General features: G+C 72.4%; 18 protein-coding genes and 1 pseudogene. 7 read left to right on the top strand and 12 right to left on the bottom strand.

Annotated elements, in window-relative coordinates; genetic code table 11:
* Window positions 1-17: 17 nt before the first annotated feature.
* Window positions 18-815: a thioesterase family protein gene (locus C593_RS0110320; protein WP_018847222.1), complete on the bottom strand. Its 798-nt coding sequence runs from the start codon at window positions 813-815 to the stop codon at window positions 18-20.
* Between the two features lie 202 nt (window positions 816-1,017).
* On the opposite strand from C593_RS0110320, the gene C593_RS0110315 reads away from it, so the two are divergent.
* On the top strand, window positions 1,018-1,824 hold the full coding sequence (locus C593_RS0110315; RefSeq protein ID WP_018847221.1) for an SAM-dependent methyltransferase: 807 nt from the start codon (window positions 1,018-1,020) through the stop codon (window positions 1,822-1,824).
* Window positions 1,825-1,962: 138 nt separating this feature from the next.
* Here the strand turns inward: C593_RS0110315 and C593_RS33300 are convergent, their stop codons facing one another.
* The 3 genes and pseudogenes from C593_RS33300 to C593_RS33675 form a co-directional block, all read right to left on the bottom strand.
* Window positions 1,963-2,121: a hypothetical protein gene (locus C593_RS33300; RefSeq protein ID WP_199790011.1), complete on the bottom strand. Its 159-nt coding sequence runs from the start codon at window positions 2,119-2,121 to the stop codon at window positions 1,963-1,965.
* A 545-nt stretch (window positions 2,122-2,666) separates the two neighbouring features.
* Entirely contained in the window at window positions 2,667-2,954 is a 288-nt protein-coding gene (locus C593_RS0110305) for a DUF4190 domain-containing protein (RefSeq protein WP_026277556.1), read from the bottom strand.
* 483 nt (window positions 2,955-3,437) lie between these two features.
* Window positions 3,438-3,896: pseudogene (locus C593_RS33675) on the bottom strand (serine hydrolase domain-containing protein); the annotation flags it as partial.
* Between the two features lie 324 nt (window positions 3,897-4,220).
* Here C593_RS33675 and C593_RS0110295 point away from each other — a divergent pair.
* Window positions 4,221-5,234, top strand: coding sequence for a bifunctional lytic transglycosylase/C40 family peptidase (locus tag C593_RS0110295; protein WP_018847219.1), 1,014 nt, complete (start codon window positions 4,221-4,223; stop codon window positions 5,232-5,234).
* 244 nt (window positions 5,235-5,478) lie between these two features.
* Window positions 5,479-6,222, top strand: coding sequence for a phosphatase PAP2 family protein (locus C593_RS0110290; RefSeq protein WP_018847218.1), 744 nt, complete (start codon window positions 5,479-5,481; stop codon window positions 6,220-6,222).
* 219 nt (window positions 6,223-6,441) lie between these two features.
* Here C593_RS0110290 and C593_RS0110285 read toward each other — a convergent pair whose 3' ends face one another.
* Both C593_RS0110285 and C593_RS0110280 read right to left on the bottom strand, forming a co-directional pair.
* Window positions 6,442-8,034 carry an FAD-binding oxidoreductase gene (locus tag C593_RS0110285; protein ID WP_018847217.1) on the bottom strand — a complete coding sequence of 531 codons (1,593 nt, stop codon included), beginning with the start codon at window positions 8,032-8,034 and terminating at the stop codon, window positions 6,442-6,444.
* 112 nt (window positions 8,035-8,146) lie between these two features.
* Complete coding sequence (locus tag C593_RS0110280; RefSeq protein ID WP_018847216.1) at window positions 8,147-8,341, bottom strand: hypothetical protein; 195 nt, start codon at window positions 8,339-8,341, stop codon at window positions 8,147-8,149.
* A 202-nt stretch (window positions 8,342-8,543) separates the two neighbouring features.
* Between C593_RS0110280 and C593_RS0110275 the strand changes: the two genes are divergently transcribed.
* On the top strand, window positions 8,544-9,374 hold the full coding sequence (locus tag C593_RS0110275) for an SCO4651 family lipoprotein (RefSeq protein ID WP_018847215.1): 831 nt from the start codon (window positions 8,544-8,546) through the stop codon (window positions 9,372-9,374).
* Between the two features lie 178 nt (window positions 9,375-9,552).
* Window positions 9,553-9,756 carry a hypothetical protein gene (locus tag C593_RS29315; protein ID WP_037745200.1) on the top strand — a complete coding sequence of 68 codons (204 nt, stop codon included), beginning with the start codon at window positions 9,553-9,555 and terminating at the stop codon, window positions 9,754-9,756.
* Between the two features lie 178 nt (window positions 9,757-9,934).
* Here C593_RS29315 and C593_RS0110265 read toward each other — a convergent pair whose 3' ends face one another.
* On the bottom strand, window positions 9,935-10,333 hold the full coding sequence (locus tag C593_RS0110265) for a metal-sensitive transcriptional regulator (RefSeq protein ID WP_018847213.1): 399 nt from the start codon (window positions 10,331-10,333) through the stop codon (window positions 9,935-9,937).
* Window positions 10,334-10,527: 194 nt separating this feature from the next.
* On the opposite strand from C593_RS0110265, the gene C593_RS0110260 reads away from it, so the two are divergent.
* Both C593_RS0110260 and C593_RS0110255 read left to right on the top strand, forming a co-directional pair.
* On the top strand, window positions 10,528-11,148 hold the full coding sequence (locus C593_RS0110260; RefSeq protein WP_026277555.1) for a DUF47 domain-containing protein: 621 nt from the start codon (window positions 10,528-10,530) through the stop codon (window positions 11,146-11,148).
* Window positions 11,149-11,153: 5 nt separating this feature from the next.
* Window positions 11,154-12,152, top strand: a complete 999-nt coding sequence (locus tag C593_RS0110255) for an inorganic phosphate transporter (protein WP_018847211.1) — start codon at window positions 11,154-11,156, stop codon at window positions 12,150-12,152.
* A gap of 83 nt (window positions 12,153-12,235) precedes the next feature.
* Here C593_RS0110255 and C593_RS0110250 read toward each other — a convergent pair whose 3' ends face one another.
* The 5 genes from C593_RS0110250 to pstS all read right to left on the bottom strand — a co-directional run bounded on the left by C593_RS0110250 (window position 12,236) and on the right by pstS (window position 18,106).
* Window positions 12,236-13,720 carry an FG-GAP-like repeat-containing protein gene (locus C593_RS0110250; protein WP_018847210.1) on the bottom strand — a complete coding sequence of 495 codons (1,485 nt, stop codon included), beginning with the start codon at window positions 13,718-13,720 and terminating at the stop codon, window positions 12,236-12,238.
* 271 nt (window positions 13,721-13,991) lie between these two features.
* Complete coding sequence (gene pstB, locus C593_RS0110245; RefSeq protein ID WP_018847209.1) at window positions 13,992-14,768, bottom strand: phosphate ABC transporter ATP-binding protein PstB; 777 nt, start codon at window positions 14,766-14,768, stop codon at window positions 13,992-13,994.
* A gap of 21 nt (window positions 14,769-14,789) precedes the next feature.
* Entirely contained in the window at window positions 14,790-15,869 is a 1,080-nt protein-coding gene (pstA, locus tag C593_RS0110240; protein WP_018847208.1) for a phosphate ABC transporter permease PstA, read from the bottom strand.
* On the bottom strand, window positions 15,866-16,870 hold the full coding sequence (gene pstC, locus C593_RS0110235; RefSeq protein ID WP_018847207.1) for a phosphate ABC transporter permease subunit PstC: 1,005 nt from the start codon (window positions 16,868-16,870) through the stop codon (window positions 15,866-15,868). The genes pstA and pstC overlap by 4 nt, the downstream gene beginning before the upstream one ends.
* Window positions 16,871-16,972: 102 nt before the next feature.
* Complete coding sequence (gene pstS, locus C593_RS0110230) at window positions 16,973-18,106, bottom strand: phosphate ABC transporter substrate-binding protein PstS (RefSeq protein WP_018847206.1); 1,134 nt, start codon at window positions 18,104-18,106, stop codon at window positions 16,973-16,975.
* Window positions 18,107-18,286: the final 180 nt, after the last annotated feature.

Genomic DNA, 18,286 nt, shown 5'->3' with positions numbered 1-18,286 from the left:
GGACGTGGCGCCCGGTCTCAGCGCGGGGCGACGAAGAGGCTCTGGGCGCTGCGGCCGATCGGCCCCTTCTCGTCGTGGAGCATCGCGTCCGCGAGGCCGATGCCGGCGGCGTCCACACCCGTACGGGCGTCCACGCAGACCCATTCGCCGACCGGGTGACGGTGCAGATGGACCGTCAGGTCGGGGTTGATGAAGACATGGCGGCCGAAGTCGAGGACGTTGCTCAGCCCGTTGCCCGAGTCGGCGGCCACCAGGACCCGGTCCAGGGCCCGGGGTGCCTCGCCCGCCACCAGGGGCAGCCGCATACGCAGCCAGCATGTCGCCGGTCCGCGGTCCTGCCAGCTCCCCTCGGCGAAACGGGACTCCATCGCGGTGTGGTAGCCCACGTCCCACGGAACGCCGAAGAACGGGGTCTCGGCGGACTCCGAGGGGGACGGGACGAGCGGGCCCCGGGCCACCGCCGGGCCGGGCTCCGCCGCCGTGCGGATGCGCAGGGCGCGGGCGTGCATCACCGGCGCCGCGCCGGCCGGGGCGAGCACCGCCTCGACCACCTCGGTGCCGCGGCCCGCGCGCAGGACGGTGGTGGTGATCTCCAGGGGCGCGATCGGCACCGGGCGCAGGATCTCGTAGGTGACGCGTGCGAGGCGCATGTCCGTCCGGGCGCCCGGCCGTTCCTCCAGCGCGCGGCCGAGGAGGGCGGCGGGCGGACCGGCGTGCTGTGCGGCCGCGCTCCAGGGGCCCCGGGTGTGCTCGGTGGGGGCGTAGCGGTTCTCGTCGAGGCGGACGAAGAACGCCTCGGCCTCCGGTGCCGTCATGTCGGGTGCCTCCCGTGCCTGCGGCTGTCCCCGTGGCGGCTCGCGCGGGTCCTCGCCGGTCGCTGTGCGCGACCCACGCTACCGATCGGTAATGGCCTGATCCAGGGGTTCTCGGGCGGGCCCAGGTCCAGCGGGCCTCGCGGTCCGCCGAACCTCGTCACAACCCTCCTGCCCGGTACGGAGGTTCACTAAGGTGCTTGCCGTGACCGACGACACAGGGATACAGGCGCGCATCGACACCACCCGCCCCCACACGGCCCGGATCTGGAACTACTGGACCGGCGGCAAGGACAACTACCCGGTCGACCAGGCCGTCGGCGACCGGATCAGGGAGCTGCACCCCGGGATCGGGGAGTACGCCCTCGCCGACCGGCGCTTCCTCGGGCGGGCGGTCCGGCATCTCGCCGCCGATGTGGACATCCGTCAGTTCCTCGACGTGGGAACCGGTTTGCCCAGCGCCGACAACACCCATGAGGTCGCCCAGCGCGTCCGCCCCGACGCGCGGATCGTGTACGTCGACAACGACCCGCTGGTCCTCGTGCACGCGCGGGCGCTGCTCACGGGCACGCCCGAGGGCCGCACCGACTATCTGGACGCCGACCTGCGGGACACGGACGCGATCCTGGAACGCGCGGCGGCCACCCTGGACTTCTCGGAGCCGGTCGCGCTGATGCTGCTCGGCGTCGTCATCTTCGTGGAGGAGGACGCCGAGTCGTACGCGGTGGTGCGCCGGCTCGTGGAGGCGCTGCCCGCCGGGAGCCATCTGGTGCTCTCGCACACCATCACCAGCCCCGCGATGCCCGACGTGGACGAGGCCGTCGCCTTCTGGAACGAGAACGGCACCCCGCGCCTCACCCAGCGCACGCCGGCGCAGGTGGCCCGCTACTTCGACGGCCTGGAGCTGCTGGAGCCCGGCGTGGTCTCGTGCAACCGCTGGCGGCCGGACGAGCAGGACCTGCGGGCACCGGCCGAGGTCGCCATGTACGGCGGGGTGGGCCGCAAGGCGTAGCGGGGGCGGTGGCACGGGTCCCCGGGCACGCGAGGCTCCGGGCACGCGAGGCTCCGGGAACGCGAGGTTCCGGGAACGCGGAAGGGGCGCCCGTCCCCCAGGGACGGGCGCCCCTTCGCGTGGTGCGCGGCCGGTGTGTCAGCGGCCGAGGACCATGTAGCCGAGGAGGCCGAGGGCGACGGCCAGCAGGGCGATGAAGGTGATCGTGGCGGCGGCACCGCCGGCGTCACCACGACCCTGCTTGCGGTCGCGGGCTCCCCCGTTCTGCGCGATCTCCGTGTCCGGTGCGTCGGTCACGATCGCAGAGTTCTTCACTGGTGCTCCTGTGGTGCTCGCCCCGCCGTGGTCGACGGCGGGGTTCCGGCCTCAGCCTGGTTGGCTGCGTGACACAGAGTAGCGGCAACTGGTTCAGACCACATACCCGGGTGCGGGGGTATCCGAGCCTGCTACCGGCCTCTTTGCTTCCCGCGCTCATATCGTACGACTGCGTGACGGGTGCACCGACACTTTCTCGTCAGGCACTCGGATACGGAAAGTAATGACCGGGGTGGTCCCGGTGACGTCGGCGCACGGCGGCCACCGGGGCTTCGCCGGATCGGCACCGCTCCTCCATGAATCCATGGGCGGGGGGGCGCGACGGGCGGTGTGCAGGGGAGCGCCCCGGACGCGGGCCGACGGGGGTGGCGGCCGGCGTCCGGGGCGGGATGACGCCCGGGCGGGGGGTCCCGGGCGCGGTCGCGGGGAGAGGGGGAGACTCCCGGCGACCTGGCTGCGGTCGGCCACGTGGCTGAGGGGTGCTCAGCCGTGCTCAAGGGTGGCCGAATCGGGTCGGGTGCGGCTGGTCAGCCGCCGACGTACCAGCTGAAGCCGCCGCTGGACGAGGCCACCGCCAGCATCACGATGAAGAGCACCAGGGCGACGATGCCCAGCACCATGCCCGCCTTGGCCATGCCCGCCCCGCCCTTGGTGGGTGACTGCTTCAGGCCCACGTAGCCGAGCACGACGGCGAGCGGCCCGAGGATCACGTTCAGGACGAACACGCCGACGATGCCGCAGACGAGGCTCGCGATGGCCAGGCCGTTCGCCGTGGAGCGCGCGCCGGTGCCGGTGATGTGTCCGGAGTTTCCCATCGTTGTCTCCCGTTCTTCGTCCTGTGTCGGTCCATGAGGTCGTGTCGTGAACTCCGTGTGCCCCTCGCGGGGAGATGCACGCGGGGGAGTCGCAGGAATTTCTGGCGCCTTCGGCCAGGGCCGGTGCGCTTCGACCGCGAGCCCGGCTCGCCGGCGTGGGCGCGGCGGGGACGGGTTCAGTCGTCGGACGCGAGGGGGGCGCGGCGGTGAGGGTGGCGACGGCGAGGCGGTCGGTGCGCTCCGGGGCAGCGCCGTACCGGTGCAGGAGCAGCCATCGGCCGTCGTCGTGGGCCGCGGCCACGACGGATGCGTCCCGGGTGGCGCCGTTGTGCCACAGGACAGGGCCACCGCGCTGCCAGGTGGCGGCGGGCGCACCCGGCCGGCGTTCCACGAGCAGGCCGACCAGTACCCGGGCCGTTGTCCGGGGGTCGCCGACAGGCCGCCGGACGGCAGGATCGCGCCGGTCAGCGTCCACGTCGGGCGGGGCCGCCCGAAGAGGGTGCGCGGCACGAGGCGGCGCTCCCGCGGCGGGGACGCGGTGACCGACCCCGCCGGCAGCTCCAGGGGCTGGAGGACGTGCTCGTCCACCAGTTGCTGGTAGGTGCGTCCGGTGGCGGTGGTGAGGGCGAGGCCGAGTGCGGCGTATCCCAGGTTCGAGTACTCCGGCTCGTCCCGCGGCCGGGGGGACAGGCCCTTCAGGGCGGTCCGCAGCGCGGGCTCCGTGAAGTGGGCGTACGGGTCGTCGGGCGGGCCGGCCGGCTGCGGAGGCAGCCGGGGCAGACCCGGGGTGTGCTCGGCGAGGTGGCGCAGGGTCACGGGGCAGCCCGCGTCCACCTCGTCGACCAGCTCGCACAGTGCCGTGTCCGCATCCAGCACGCCCTGCTCCGCCGGCCGGGCGAGGACGGTGCCGGTGAAGACCTTGCTCAGCGACCCGATCTCCACGAAACGGTCGGGATCGTGCCCGTGGGTGACGCGGTCCGGTATGCCGGGGCCGCCGAGGAGGCAGGTGGGGTTTCGCACGGTCGGGGGTTCTCCTGGAGACGGCCGACGCCCCTGGCGCGCCGCGAGGCTTGGGACGGGCAGGGCCGTTCCAGGGACGGCACTGGTCGGGTGCTGGAATCGCGGCCCGCCCGGACCGACTTCGTTCGAAGCCTACTCGGAGGTACGGACGCCTACTCGGCGGGCCGTGGTCCTCCCCGGCGGGGTGTTCGCCTTCTACACTGGCCCGGGGTCGGTCTACTGCCGTGCGACGGGGAGTGGTTGACGGTGCGTAAGGCGTGGCTGCTCGCCGGGGTGTCCTTCGGGGGCGCGCTGCTGTTCGTCGCGCTGCTCGTCGTGGGGACGTACTCGGCCGCCGCCGGGCTGTTCGGCGGGGACGGCAAGAACGGCACGGTCTCCCTCGCCAAGGGGGCGGTGCCCGCGAAGTACCAGGCGCTGGTGCAGAAGTGGGGCACCCTCTGCCCGGCCATCAACCCCGCGCTGCTCGCCGCGCAGCTCTACCAGGAGAGCGGCTGGAACCCGCGGGCGCAGAGCCCGGCCGCCGCCCAGGGCATCGCGCAGTTCATCCCGGGCACCTGGGCCACCCACGGCATCGACGGGGACAAGGACGGCGACCGGGACGTCTGGGACCCGGCCGACGCGATCCCCTCGGCCGCCTCGTACAACTGCGAACTGGCCGGATATGTGCGCAAGGCGCCCGGTGACCCGACGAACAACATGCTCGCCGCCTACAACGCCGGCGCCTACGCGGTCATCAAGTACGGCGGTGTCCCGCCCTACCGCGAGACGCAGAACTACGTGAAGGTCATCCGCACCCTGGAGAAGAGCTTCGCGCGGCCCGCCGGGCGGGTGGAGCCCTCGCGCCAGGCGGCCGGCGCCATCTACTTCGCGCAGCAGAAGCTCGGCACGCCGTACCTCTGGGGCGGCAACGGCACCCCCGAGCAGGGCGGGCGCTTCGACTGCTCGGGCCTCACCCAGGCCGCCTACCGGACGGTGGGGATCGAGCTGCCGCGCGTCGCCAACGACCAGTACAACGCCGGGCCGCATCCCTCGCGGGACGAGCTGATGCCCGGTGACCTGGTCTTCTTCTCGGACGACCTGACCAACTCCCGGGCCATCCGGCACGTCGGCCTCTACGTCGGCGGCGGCTACATGATCAACGCTCCGTTCACCGGCGCGGTGATCCGCTTCGACAAGATCGACACCCCCGACTACTTCGGCGCGACCCGGGTCACCAAGGACGGCGCGGCGGCCCTGCCGACCCCGCCCGCGGGAACCTGACGCGTTCGGTCATGGCTGGAAACAGACCCTGGCCGCAGGGCTCTGAGCTGCGACGACGCATCACTCTTCGATAACGTCATCGTGATCGTTCGGTGGAGAGCGGAACGGCACCGTGGATCGCGTCGTTCCCTTGGACAGGGACAGCCGCACTGACCATGCAGCACGCACCCGACGGATCACGGGGGTTGGCAGAGCGGCGCACAGGCGGTGCGCCCGCAGGCGACAAGGCAAGGGGCCGCGGCAGATGGCTGGACTCGCGAACGGGTTCCCCGTCACGGAGGCGAGGAGCGGGACCAACCCCGACGTCGGCCTGCTCTACGACATCAACGGCCTGGCCAAGGACGCCCCCGGCTGGTTCGACCGGGCCATGTCGTTCACCGGCGAGTACGGGATCATGATCGGCCTGGTGCTGGTGGTGCTCGGCTGCTGGTGGAGCGTCCGAAGGCGCGGCACCGCGGAGGACTCCGTCTCGGCCCTCGCCGGACTGGTGTGGGCGCCCCTCGCCGCCGGCATCGCACTGTTGATCAACATCCCCATCCGCGGATTCGTCGAGCGGCCGCGGCCGTTCCTCGACCACCGGGGCCTGGAGGTGCTGGTCGAGGGGAAGACCGACTTCTCCTTCGTCAGCGACCACTCGACGATGGCCATGGCGATCGCCGCCGCCGTGTTCATCGCCAACCGCCGCTTCGGCGCGGCCGCGCTCGCGCTCGCCGCCGCCGAGGGCTTCTGCCGCGTCTACATGGGCGTGCACTACCCGACCGACGTCATCGGCGGGTTCGCGCTCGGCACCGCCGTCGCCCTGCTGCTCGCCCCGCTCGCTCTCGCGCTGCTCACCCCGCTGGTGTCCGCGGTGGCCGCCTCGCCGCGGCTGGGCCGGCTGGTCCGCTCGCGCCGGGCGGGCGCCGGACGGCTCGTCACCGAGCCCCTCGACATCCCGGACCCGCGCGGCGGACGGCGCGGCCCGGGGCACAAGGACCTGGCCGCGTAGGAGCGCGGGCGGCGGGTGGGTGCGCGGAGGACCGGCCCGGCCCCGGACGGACGTGGACCGCCCCGGCCCCGGACGCGGGCAGGTCCTTGCCCCCGGACTCGGGCAGGTCCTTGCCCCCGGACTCGGGCAGGTCCTTGCGCCCGGACGCGGGCAGGCCCCGCCCCCGGACATGGGCAGGTCCGGCCCGGGTTCGGGCGGGGCCCCGGCCGTGAGGGCGGGTCAGATCACCTGGGGGTGGTCGAAGACCCGGTCCGGGTCGTAGCGCCGCTTCAGCCGGGTGAGCCGGTCCGCCGCCGGCCCGTAGTACGCCTCCCGCCAGTTGCGCAGCTCCGGGTCCGCGTAGTTCTGGTACGCGGCCCCCGAGGCGTACCGGCGCAGCGAAGCACGGGTCTCCCGCAGCCAGGACCGTGCGGCCGTGCCCGGGGCGTCCGGCCGCCACGCGGCGATGTACTGCGCGAGCAGCCGGGAGCGCCGGTGCACGAAGGAGGTGGCCAGCGGGCCCACCCGGTTCACCGCCCCGCCCAGCGCGGTGAGCTGGATCGTCCCGCCGCCCGCGCCCTGCCCCGCCGGGATGCGGGTGAACGCCTCCACCGCCGCGAGCAGGGCGCGCACCCCGGCGTCCGGGATCACGCGGTCGTAGAAGTCCGAGGCCGAGGCGTACGTCTCCCGCCGCAGCGCGCCCCGCTCCGACCGGCCCGGGGTGGTGCCCGGCAGCCGGCAGCGGTCCTCGTCGAGGGAGGAGCACCCGGCGAAGGCGAGCATCGCGTCCGGGTAGGAGCGCGGGCGCAGGGCCACCGAGGAGGCGGGTGACCCGGCGGCGTCCGCGAGCCGGTCGACGGCGTTCCGCAGCCCGGCCTCGTCGCCGAGGGTGAACGCCGTGACGGAGAGGGTCGGCCGTACTCCGCCCGGCCCGGCCGACAGATGCAGCGAGGACCAGATCTCGTCCGGCTGCGCGGGCCCCCACCGCTGCCAGGCCATGAGGACGGCGGCCGCCCTCGGCCAGGGCCAGGACAGATACGCGGTGACCGTCGGCGGGGCCGGGTGGGTGCGGAAGCGGAAGCCGGTGACCACGCCGAAGCTCCCGGTGCCGCCGCCGCGCAGCGCCCAGAAGAGGTCGGCGTCCGCCTCGGGGCTCGCGGTCCTGGTCCGCCCGTCCGCGGTGACGACCGTCGCCTCCAGGAGGCTGTCGCAGGTCAGCCCGTAGGCGCGGGAGGTGACGCCGTGGCCGCCCCCGAGGGTCAGCCCGGAGATGCCGACCGTGGGGCAGGAGCCGCCGGGGATCGTCCGCCCGGTGCGGGCCAGGGTGCGGTAGACGGCGGCCAGTTTCGCGCCCGCGCCGATGGTGCCGTCCGCGGCGACGCCGTCCAGCGAGGACACGTCGATGACGAGCCGGCCGTCGCCCGAGGACCAACCGCCGTAGGAGTGGCCGCCGTTGCGGACGGCGACGGGGACGGCGTGGGCCCGCGCGTACGCCAGGCACTCGCGGACGTCGCCCGCACCGGAGACGTAGGCGACGGCGGCGGGCTTCAGGCCGTCAAACCGGGTGTTGTAGAGCTGCCGGGCGCTCGACCAGTCCGCGTCGCCCGGGGAGACGAGGCGGCCGTCGAGGCCGCGGGCGAGGGCGGCCCAGTCGGCGGGGGCGTTCCCCTTCGGCGTGGTGGACGCGGACGCCGACCCCGGCGGGGAGGCGGGCCGGGTGCCGGGGGTGGTGCCGGCCGAGCCGGCCGGGTCGCCGTCGCCGCCGGTGCAGGCGGTGACCGCCGCGCCCGCGGTGAGGGCGGCGGCGGTGGTGAGCAAGGTGCGCCGGTCCATGTCGTCCTCCCGGGGACGGAGACGGAAGAAGGGGACGGCGGGTTCCGTCGAGGGGGCGGCGGGACCGGACAGGGGCGGCGGGACCGGACACGGGAGCGGCCGGCCCCGGGTGTCAGCCGGGTGTGGAGTGGGTGCGGGCGTCCGTGCGGGCGCGGTCGCGGGATCTGCGGGCGGGGCCGGACCATCCGCAGCTGCACCGCGCGACGGCGAAGGAGCCGCGTTCGACGGTGCTGGTGAGATGTGTGGCGCCGTCCGTCGGGTCCGTCGGGTCCGTCGGAGGGGCGGCGGGCGAGTCCTGCTCGGGCACGTGACCACGGTACTGCCCGCCACCGGGCCGCGGGGCACCGCGTCCCCGGCGCGGAGTTCGGGCCCGCACCCGGACCGGAGCGGCGGGCGGCCGACACGTCCGGCGGCCGGGAACGGCGTGACGCGGTGACGGGGGCCGTCGTTAGGGAGGCGGGTGGGATTCCTGGCGGCAAGCGGTCCCGAGTACGGGGGTTGGGCAGGCGATGGTGGTGCAGCGGCACTGGGGCAGAAGCGGCACGATGGCCGTCGCGGTGACCGTGGTGGGGGTGATGGCGGCGGCCACGGGGTGTTCCGGCGAAGGGGCCGCGGCCCAGGGCGGCAAGGGCGGCCCCGGCGCCGATGCGGTCCGCACCGCGGGCGACGCGCTGGCCGGGGCGGGCAGCTCCCGGGCCCGGACCGCCATGGAGATGGCCACCGGGGGCACCCGGGTCACCATCCGCGGGGAAGGCGGCTACGACTTCGCCCGGGGCACCGGCCGACTGCGGGTGGTCCTGCCCGAGGACCCGGCGGGCCCGGCCGAGCACAAGCCGATCACCGAGCTGCTGACGCCCGGCGCGCTCTACATGAAGAACCGGGGCGCGGGTGTCCCCGCCGACAAGTGGGTCCGGGTGGACACCACCGCGCTGGACGACGGGAACCTCGTCACCGGCGGGGCGACCGACCCTCTTGCCGCCGCCGAGTTGCTGCGGGGCGCCGAGCAGGTCGCGCTCGTCGGGGAGGCCGTGGTGGAGGGGCACAAGGTCCGGCATTTCCGGGGCACCACCGACATCCGTCGGGCGGCCGAGACGGCGCGTCCCCAGGTGCGGGCCTCGCTCGCGGCGGCGGCGGAAGGGTTCAGCAAGCACGCCGTGCCCTTCGACGCGTACCTCGACTCCTCGGGCCGGCTCTGCAAGGTGCGGCACCGGTTCACCTTCGCCAACGAGGGCCGTTCCGTGGCCGTGACGTCCACCACCGTGCTCTTCGACTTCGGGACGCCGGTCGAGGTGCGGCTCCCCGAGAAGCGGGACATCTACTCCGGCACGGTCGGCGCCTGATCCGGGCGGGCCGGAGCCGCCACACGGGCCGGGATCCCGGAGGGGCCCGGGAAGGCCAGGGCGCAAATGGTCCGGACGTGCCATGCGCGGTGTGTGGCCCGCTCCCTACGCTAGGAGACCGGACCGGACCGGACCGGACCGGACCGAAGCGACAGCGGTGGGAACGAGGTGACGGCGCGTGGCTCCGCCCAGTACGACGGCAGTCCCGGACGACTGCGTGGCCCTCGCCGAGATCGAACTGTGCGGCGAGCTGATGATCGCGGCCTCCGCCGCGGACGGTGAGCGGCTCAGCCCGGACCGGATCGACGAAGTGCTCATGGTGACGGCCGAGCGGCGGGCCAGGGTGCCGGTACCGCGCCGGGCCGTCGCCGAGAACCGCTGATTTCAGGCCAACAGCGCGGGCCCGCAGACCCGGGCCGAAACCCCAGTCGGGCCGAAGCAGAGCCGGGCCAAGGCCCGAGCCGGGCCGAAGCCGCGTCGGCCCCGCGAGCCAGGCGGGCGTGTGAGCCGGGTCCGGGGCCGTCTCGCCGCGGGGCCCGGCAGGCGCGCGACCGCCCCGGTCAGGTGCGCAGCAGGCGGGCGATGGCCTTGGTGGCCTCCTCCACCTTGGCGTCGATCTCCTCGCCGCCCTTGAGGGCCGCGTCGGCGACGCAGTGGCGCAGGTGCTCCTCCAGGAGCTGGAGGGCGAAGGACTGGAGCGCCTTCGTCGAGGCCGAGACCTGCGTGAGTATGTCGATGCAGTAGACGTCCTCGTCGACCATCCGCTGGAGGCCGCGGATCTGGCCCTCGATCCGGCGCAGCCGCTTGAGGTGCTCGTCCTTCTGCTCGTGGTAGCCGTGCACCCCGCGGTCGTGGTCGGTCACGACCGCGGACCCGGTCCCGGTATCCGTGCCGGTCCCGGTCTCCGCCCCGCCCTCGGTCCCGGAGCCGGTGACGGCCCCGGTCTCGGTGGTCGTCATCGCGTCCTCCCGTTGTCCTGAAAGGGGTCTGTATACCCCTCGCGGGTATATGTTAACGAATCGTGCGGAAATCGGAGGGGGTCCGTGCGGATCAGGCCGTTCGATGGGCGACACTGGGTTGTCGCCGCTCAACAGTGGCCGGATGATGCGCCTAGCATCAGCCTGACCGACACCGGAACACCCGAGGACCCCTTGTGCGATTTCGTCTGACCCCCAGGGAGACGAGCTTCTACGACATGTTCGCCGCGTCCGCGGACAACATCGTCACGGGCTCGAAGCTCCTGATGGAACTGCTCGGCGCGGAGCCCTCCGCCCGGGCCGAGATCGCGGAGCGGATGCGGGCGGCGGAGCACGCGGGGGACGACGCGACGCACGCGATCTTCCACCAGCTCAACTCCTCTTTCATCACGCCGTTCGACCGTGAGGACATCTACTCCCTCGCGTCCTCCCTCGACGACATCATGGACTTCATGGAGGAGGCCGTCGACCTCGTCGTCCTCTACAACATCGAGGAGCTCCCCAAGGGTGTCGAGCAGCAGATCGAGGTCCTGGCGCGGGCGGCGGAGCTGACCGCGGAGGCCATGCCGCACCTGCGGACCATGGACAACCTCACCGAGTACTGGATCGAGGTCAACCGCCTGGAGAACCAGGCCGACCAGATCCACCGCAAGCTCCTGGCCCATCTCTTCAACGGCAAGTACGACGCCATCGAGGTCCTCAAGCTCAAGCAGATCGTGGATGTGCTGGAGGAGGCCGCTGACGCCTTCGAGCACGTCGCGAACACGGTGGAGACCATCGCGGTCAAGGAGTCCTGAGCTTCGTGGACACCTTTGCCCTGATCGTGACCATTGGTGTCGCGCTCGGCTTCACGTACACCAACGGCTTCCACGACTCCGCGAACGCCATCGCGACCTCCGTGTCGACGCGTGCGCTCACCCCGCGGGTCGCGCTGGCGATGGCCGCGGTCATGAACCTCGCGGGCGCCTTCCTCGGGCAGGGGGTCGCCAAGACCGTCAGTGAGGGGCTCATCGCGACCCCGCACGGCGACCGCGGGATGGGCATCCTCTTCGCGGCGCTCGTCGGCGCGATCGTGTGGAACCTCGTCACCTGGTACTTCGGGCTGCCCTCGTCCTCCTCCCACGCCCTCTTCGGCGGAATGGTCGGCGCGGCGCTGGCCGGCGGGACGGACGTGATCTGGACCGGGGTGCTGGAGAAGATCGTCATCCCGATGTTCGTCTCCCCGATCGTCGGTCTGATCTGCGGCTATCTGGTGATGGTCGCGATCATGTGGATGTTCCGGCGGGCCAACCCGCACAAGGCGAAGCGCGGTTTCCGGATCGCGCAGACCGTCTCGGCGGCCGGTATGGCGCTGGGGCACGGCCTCCAGGACGCGCAGAAGACCATGGGCATCGTGGTCATGGCGCTCGTGATCGCGGACGTCGAGCAGGCGGGCGACGAGATCCCGATCTGGGTCAAGATCGCGTGCGCGGTGATGCTCTCGCTCGGTACCTACGCGGGCGGCTGGCGCATCATGCGGACCCTCGGCCGCAAGATCATCGAGCTGGACCCGCCGCAGGGGTTCGCGGCGGAGACCACGGGCGCGTCGATCATGTTCGGCTCGGCGTTCCTCTTCCACGCGCCTATCTCGACCACCCATGTGATCACCTCGGCGATCATGGGCGTCGGCGCGACTAAGCGGGTCAACGCGGTCCGCTGGGGCGTCGCGAAGAACATCATCCTGGGGTGGTTCATCACCATGCCGGCCGCGGCGGCGGTCGCGGCGCTGAGCTACGGGGTGGTCTGGCTGATCTTCGGCTGACGGGCCCGGCCCGGAAACCGGAAGGGGCGGGGAGGGGGAGCACCCCCTCCCCGCCCCTTCGCTTTCCCGGGGTTCCGGAACGGTCAGTGACTGAACCACCGGCCGAAGTGGGCGCTGCCGTTGCCGGCGCCCATACCGAAGCTCCGGGCACCGGTGACCCCGTTGGTGTCGAGGACCCCACCGGGACCGGTCGGCAGCTGCCAGACCCGGCCGACCCAGGTGTTCTCGCCGTTGCCGCCGACGTAGACCTCGGGCCGGCCGTCGCGGTCGGCGTCGAGGACGGTGACCGCCTCGCCGAAGTGGTCGGACTTCTCGGAGGTGTCCGGGACGCCCTTGGTGTTCTGCGTCAGGACCCGCGCACCCGTGGTGGTCACACCCGTCCTGGAGCCGCGCAGCACGGTGATCGAACCGGCGACGGCGGTGGCCTCGCCGGTCCCGCCTTCCCAGGAGGCGCCGACCACGATGTCCGCGTAGCCGTCCCGGTCGAGGTCGCCCAGGGCCACGTCGGTGCCCCAGCGGTCGCCCTTCTCGTTCACGCCGGGGACGCCCGGGGACGCCTGGTCGTAGAAGCGGGCCGGGAGGGTCCGGCTGACGCCGTCGGGGCCGCCGAAGGTGACGGTGATACCGCCGGTCATCTGCTGGATGAAGCGCTGCGGGGAGCCGACGAAGTCCTGGTAGCCGTCGCCGTTGATGTCCCCGAAGCGGCCGCCGTGCCGGGCGTCGATCGAGCCGCCGGGCACCAGCCCGTCGCGGGTGCCCTTGAGGACCAGGGCCTTGAAGGCGCTGGAGGCGGCACCGGTGCCCATGGCGACGATGTCCGCGATGCCGTCCCCGGTCATGTCGCCGGCCCGGACGCCGCTGACGGCCACCTGGTCCTTGGCCTTGGTGTCCCGGAAGACGGCCTTGGCCGGGTTGCCGGTGGCGCGGTCGAACGGGCCGTACCGCACGGCCATCCCCCAGGTCGCTCCCGCGAACTCGGGGCCGACCTGGGCGGGCAGGACGAGGTCCTGCCTGCCGTCGCCGTTCACGTCCCCGACGGCCAGCGAGGAGGACCGGATGGCGGGGGACGCGGTGGTGCCGGCGCCGGCCGGCAGCTCGGTGCCGCCGGAGAGCCCGGCGGGGCCGCCCCAGAGCACCAGGATCGTTCCGTTGTCCGTGACGGCCAGGTCGTCGTAGCCGTCGTGGTCGAGGTCGCCGTGGGCGGCTTCCGTTCCCCAGCCGTAGCTCCGGTGCCGGGGCTCGCCCGGGATGCCGGGGGTGGCGTGGGTGGTGATCTGCTGCCGGTCGGTGCGCAGACCGGTGGCGGAGCCGTAGATCACGGAGACGGCTCCGGCCCGCTTGATGCCCGTCACGGTGGCGTTCGGGGCGCCGACGGCCAGGTCCGGGTAGCCGTCGCCGTTGAAGTCGGCGGGGGCGGGTACGGCGGCTCGGGTCGTGGCCCCGGTGGCGGCCGGTGCCTTGGCCGCGGGGGCCTCGGCGGCCGGCGCGGCGGCGACCTGGGTCGCGCCGGCGAGGGCGAGGACGGCCGTGGTGCAGGCGGCCGCCGTCACGCGGTGGATGGTGCGCAAGAAGGTTCCCCCAGGGTGCTTCGGTTCACGGGCGGCGGTCGCGGCCCGTCGCGGGTGCATGGTGGAGACCGGCAAGCCGATCATGGGGTTGTGCGGTCGGGGGAGTGGTCTTCGCCATAGTCCGCCGTGGTGCGGGCCGTGCGGGCCGGTGGACGTGAGTGGGCCCGCCCCCTCACCAGGGGGCGGGCCCTTCGCCTTGCGGTGGCACCGCCATGCAGCACCGCAGGACGTCCTGCGCCGGCGGGCCCGGCCGGGCCCGCCGGCGGCCCGTCTAGCCGAAGCGGCCCGAGATGTAGTCCTCGGTCGCCTGGACGGACGGGTTGGCGAAGATGCGCTCGGTGTCGTCGATCTCGATCAGCCTGCCGGGCTGGCCGACCGCCGCCAGGTTGAAGAAGGCGGTGCGGTCCGAGACCCGGGCGGCCTGCTGCATGTTGTGCGTCACGATGACGATCGTGAAGCGCTCCTTCAGCTCGCCGATCAGGTCCTCGATCGCCAGCGTCGAGATCGGGTCGAGTGCCGAGCAGGGTTCGTCCATCAGCAGGACGTCCGGCTCGACCGCGATCGCGCGCGCGATGCACAGGCGCTGCTGCTGGCCGCCGGAGAGGCCGGAGCCCGGCTTGTTGAGGCGGTCCTTGACCTCGTTCCAGAGGTTGGCGCCCTTGAGGGAGCGCTCGACGACCTCCGCCAGCTCGCTCTTCTTGTAGGAGCCGTTGAGCCGCAGGCCCGCCGCCACGTTGTCGAAGATCGACATCGTCGGGAAGGGGTTCGGCCGCTGGAAGACCATGCCGACCGTGCGGCGCACGGTGACCGGGTCGACTCCGGAGCCGTACAGGTTCTCGTCGTCCAGCATCACCTTGCCCTCGACGCGGCCGCCGGGGGTGACCTCGTGCATGCGGTTCAGGGTGCGCAGGAAGGTGGACTTGCCGCAGCCGGAGGGGCCGATGAAGGCCGTCACCGAGCGGGGCTCCACCGTCATCGAGATGTCCTCGATCGCCTTGTGGGAGCCGTAGTAGGCGGTCAGGCCGCTGACGTCGATTCGCTTGGCCATGGGGATCACTTCCTGGGTGGCCTAGCGGCCGGTCTTGGGGGCCTTCCAGCGGGCGATGCCGCGGGCCACGAGGTTGAGGAGCATGACGAAGGCGATCAGGACCAGGGCGGCGGCCCAGGCGCGGTCGTAGGACGCCTCGCTGCCGACGCGGTACTGCTCCCAGATGTAGAAGGGGAGCGAGGACTGCGGGCCTTCGAAGGGGTTGGCGTTGATCAGCTGGCTGCCGAAGACCAGGAGCATGATCGGCGCGGTCTCACCGGCGATACGGGCGATGGCCAGCATGACACCGGTGGTGATGCCGCCCAGCGCGGTCGGGACGACCACCTTCAGGATCGTCCGCCACTTGGGCACACCGAGCGCGAGTGAGGCCTCGCGCAGCTCGTTCGGGACGAGCTTCAGCATCTCCTCGGTGGAGCGGACGACGACCGGGATCATCAGGATCGCCAGTGCCAGCGCGCCCATCAGGCCGGAGGGCTGGAGGTCGAACATCAGCATGATCGACAGCAGGAAGAGCCCCGCGACGATCGAGGGGATGCCGGTCATGACGTCGACGAAGAAGGTCACTGCCTTGGCCAGCGCGCCCTTGCCGTACTCGACCAGGTAGATCGCGGTCAGCAGGCCGACCGGCACGGAGACCAGAGTGGCGATGCCGACCTGCTCCAGGGTGCCGAGAATCGCGTGGTAGACGCCGCCTCCCGCCTCGAAGCCGGGGACGCCGGCCATCGAGTGGGTGAGGAAGTACCCGTCGAGGACCTTCACACCGCGGCTGACGGTGACCCAGATCAGGGAGAGCAGCGGGATGACGGCGAGGATGAAGCAGACCCAGACCAGGCTGGTCGCGAGCCGGTCCTTGGCCTGGCGCTTGTTCTCCACGGCGCTGGTGACCGTGTAGGAGACGACGACGAACAGCAGGGCGGAGATCAGGCCCCACTGGACCCGGCTCTCCCAGCCCGCGGCCAGGCTGATGCCCACGCCGAGGGCGGTCGACACGGCGGCGAAACCGGCCGGGGCCCAGCGCGGCAGGGAGCGGCTGCTCAGGCTGCGGCGCGGGCCGGGCGCGGGCGGCGCGGCCTTGGGCTGCGTGACGGCTGCGTGGCTCATGCGTTGGCCCCCGAGTACTCCTTGCGGCGCGCGATGATCAGGCGGGCCGCGCCGTTGACCAGCAGGGTCAGGATGAAGAGGACCAGGCCGGAGGCGATCAGGGCGTCCCGCCCGAGCTCGTTGGCCTCGTCGAACTTGGCGGCGATGTTCTGGGCGAAGGTGCCGCCGCCCGGGTTGAGCAGATGCAGGGAGATCACGAAGCTCGGCGAGAGCACCGTGGCCACCGCCATCGTCTCGCCGAGCGCGCGCCCGAGGCCGAGCATCGAGGCGGAGATGACGCCGGACCGGCCGAAGGGCAGGACCGACATGCGGATGACCTCCCAGCGGGTCGCGCCGAGGGCCAGGGCGGCCTCCTCGTTCATGCGCGGGACCTGGAGGAAGACCTCGCGGCTGACGCTGGTCACGATCGGCAGGATCATGATCGCCAGCAGTACGCCGACGGTGAAGAGGGAGCGGGCGACGCCGACCTCGGTCTTGTCGAAGACGTACGTCCAGCCGAAGAACTGGTCGAGCCAGAGGTTGAGGCCCTCCAGGTACGGGACGAGGAAGAGCGCGCCCCAGATGCCGTAGATGATCGACGGCACGGCGGCCAGCAGGTCGACCACATAGGCGATCGGGGTGGCCAGCCGGCGGGGCGCGTAGTGGGAGATGAAGAGCGCGATGCCGACGGCGACGGGGACGGCGATCACCATCGCGATGATCGAGCTGACCACCGTGCCGAAGAGGAGGACCGCGATGCCGAAGACGGGCGGGTCGCCGGCCGGGTTCCAGTCGAAGGTGGTGAGGAAGTTGCCCTCGTTCTTCGAGATGCCGAGCACCGAGCGGTAGGTCAGGAACGCCGCGATCGACGCCATGAGCAGGAGGACGAGGATGCCGGAGCCGCGGGACAGCGCGACGAAGATCCGGTCCCCGGCCCGGCCGGTGGATTTCCCGTCCCCGAGCCCGGCGGCCGGTGGCGCCGGCGGGCGCGGGGTGAGGTCTGTGGGTGTCGTGGAAGCCATGGTCTTTCCGGTCTGTGGTGGGGGAGCGGGACGGCTCCCCTGGCGGCGGTGCACCGGAGGGCGGGCCGGCGGGGGCTGGGCGCCCCCGCCGGCCGCGCGGTCCTACTTCAGGCCGGCGACGGTCTCGCGGACCTTGCTGTTGATCTCGGCCGGGATGGGGGCGTAGCCGTGGTCGGAGAGCAGCTTCTGGCCCTCGTCACCGGCGGTGTAGGTCAGGAAGGACTTGAGGGTGGGGAGGGTCTCGGGGTTGTTGCCGCTGTCGCAGACGACCTCGTAGGTCACCAGGACGAGCGGGTAGGCGCCCTCGGCCTTGGTGGCGTAGTCCAGCTCCAGGGCCAGGTCCTTGCCGGTGCCCTTGACCTTGGCGGCGGCGATGGCCTTGGAGGCGTTCTCGGAGGTGGCCTCGACCGGGGCGGAGGCGCCGGTGGCGACGTTCACCGTCGGGATGGACTGCGAGGTGGCGTAGCTCAGCTCGAAGTAGCCGATCGCGCCGTCGACCTGCTTGACCTGGGCGGCGACACCGGAGGAGCCGGAGGCGGCCTGGCCGCCGGGGGCGGGCCACTTCTTCTCGGCCTCGTAGGGCCAGTCGGCCTTGGCGGTGGCGCCGAGGTACTTGCCGAGGTTCTGGGTGGTGCCGGAGTCCTCGGAACGGTGGAAGGCCTGGATCGCCTTGTCCGGGAGCTCGGTGCCCTCGTTGAGCTTGGCGATCGCCGGGTCGTTCCAGTTCTTGATCTTGCCGTTGAAGATCTTGGCGATGGTGGCGGCGTCGAGGTTCAGCTTGTCGACGCCGGAGAGGTTGTAGCCGAGGGCGATCGGGCCGCCGACCATGGGCAGGTTGATGCCCTGGCCGGTCTTGCAGATCTTCTTCGACTCCTCGACCTCGTCGGGCTTGAGTGCCGAGTCGGAGCCGGCGAAGGCGACGCGGCCCTGGTTGAAGTTGACGATGCCCTCGCCGGAGGAGGAGGACTTGTAGTTGACCTCGACACCGGTGCAGGCCGCCATGTAGTTCTTGACCCACAGGTCCATGGCGTTCTTCTGGGCGCTGGAGCCGGCGGCCATGAGCTTGCCCTTGGCGTCGTCGCACTTGACGTTCGACGCAGCGCCGGTCTTCTCACCGGCGGTGCCGGTGTTGCCGGTGTTGTCGTCCGAACCACACGCCGTGAGGACCAGGACACCGGAAACGGCGAGGGCACCGAGCGCGGCGGCGCGAAGCCCGTTCTTGCGCTGAAGCTTCACTTTCGGGGGTTCCTTCCAGTTGCCGCTGTCCGTGCGGCGTGTGTCGGGGTGGGGGGCCGGCACCGTGCCGGTCACCGTGTAAGGCCGAAATTAGGCAGATCAGGTGAAGTGGCCGACGGGGGAGAGTGAACGCGAGGTGAACCGTGTCGGGCGGCCCGGTGCCACTACCCAGCATTGACC

The organism is Streptomyces sp. CNT372, assembly GCF_000377145.1.
The sequence above is the reverse complement of the archived record's forward strand: the minus strand, read 5'-3'. Positions and strand labels throughout refer to the sequence as shown.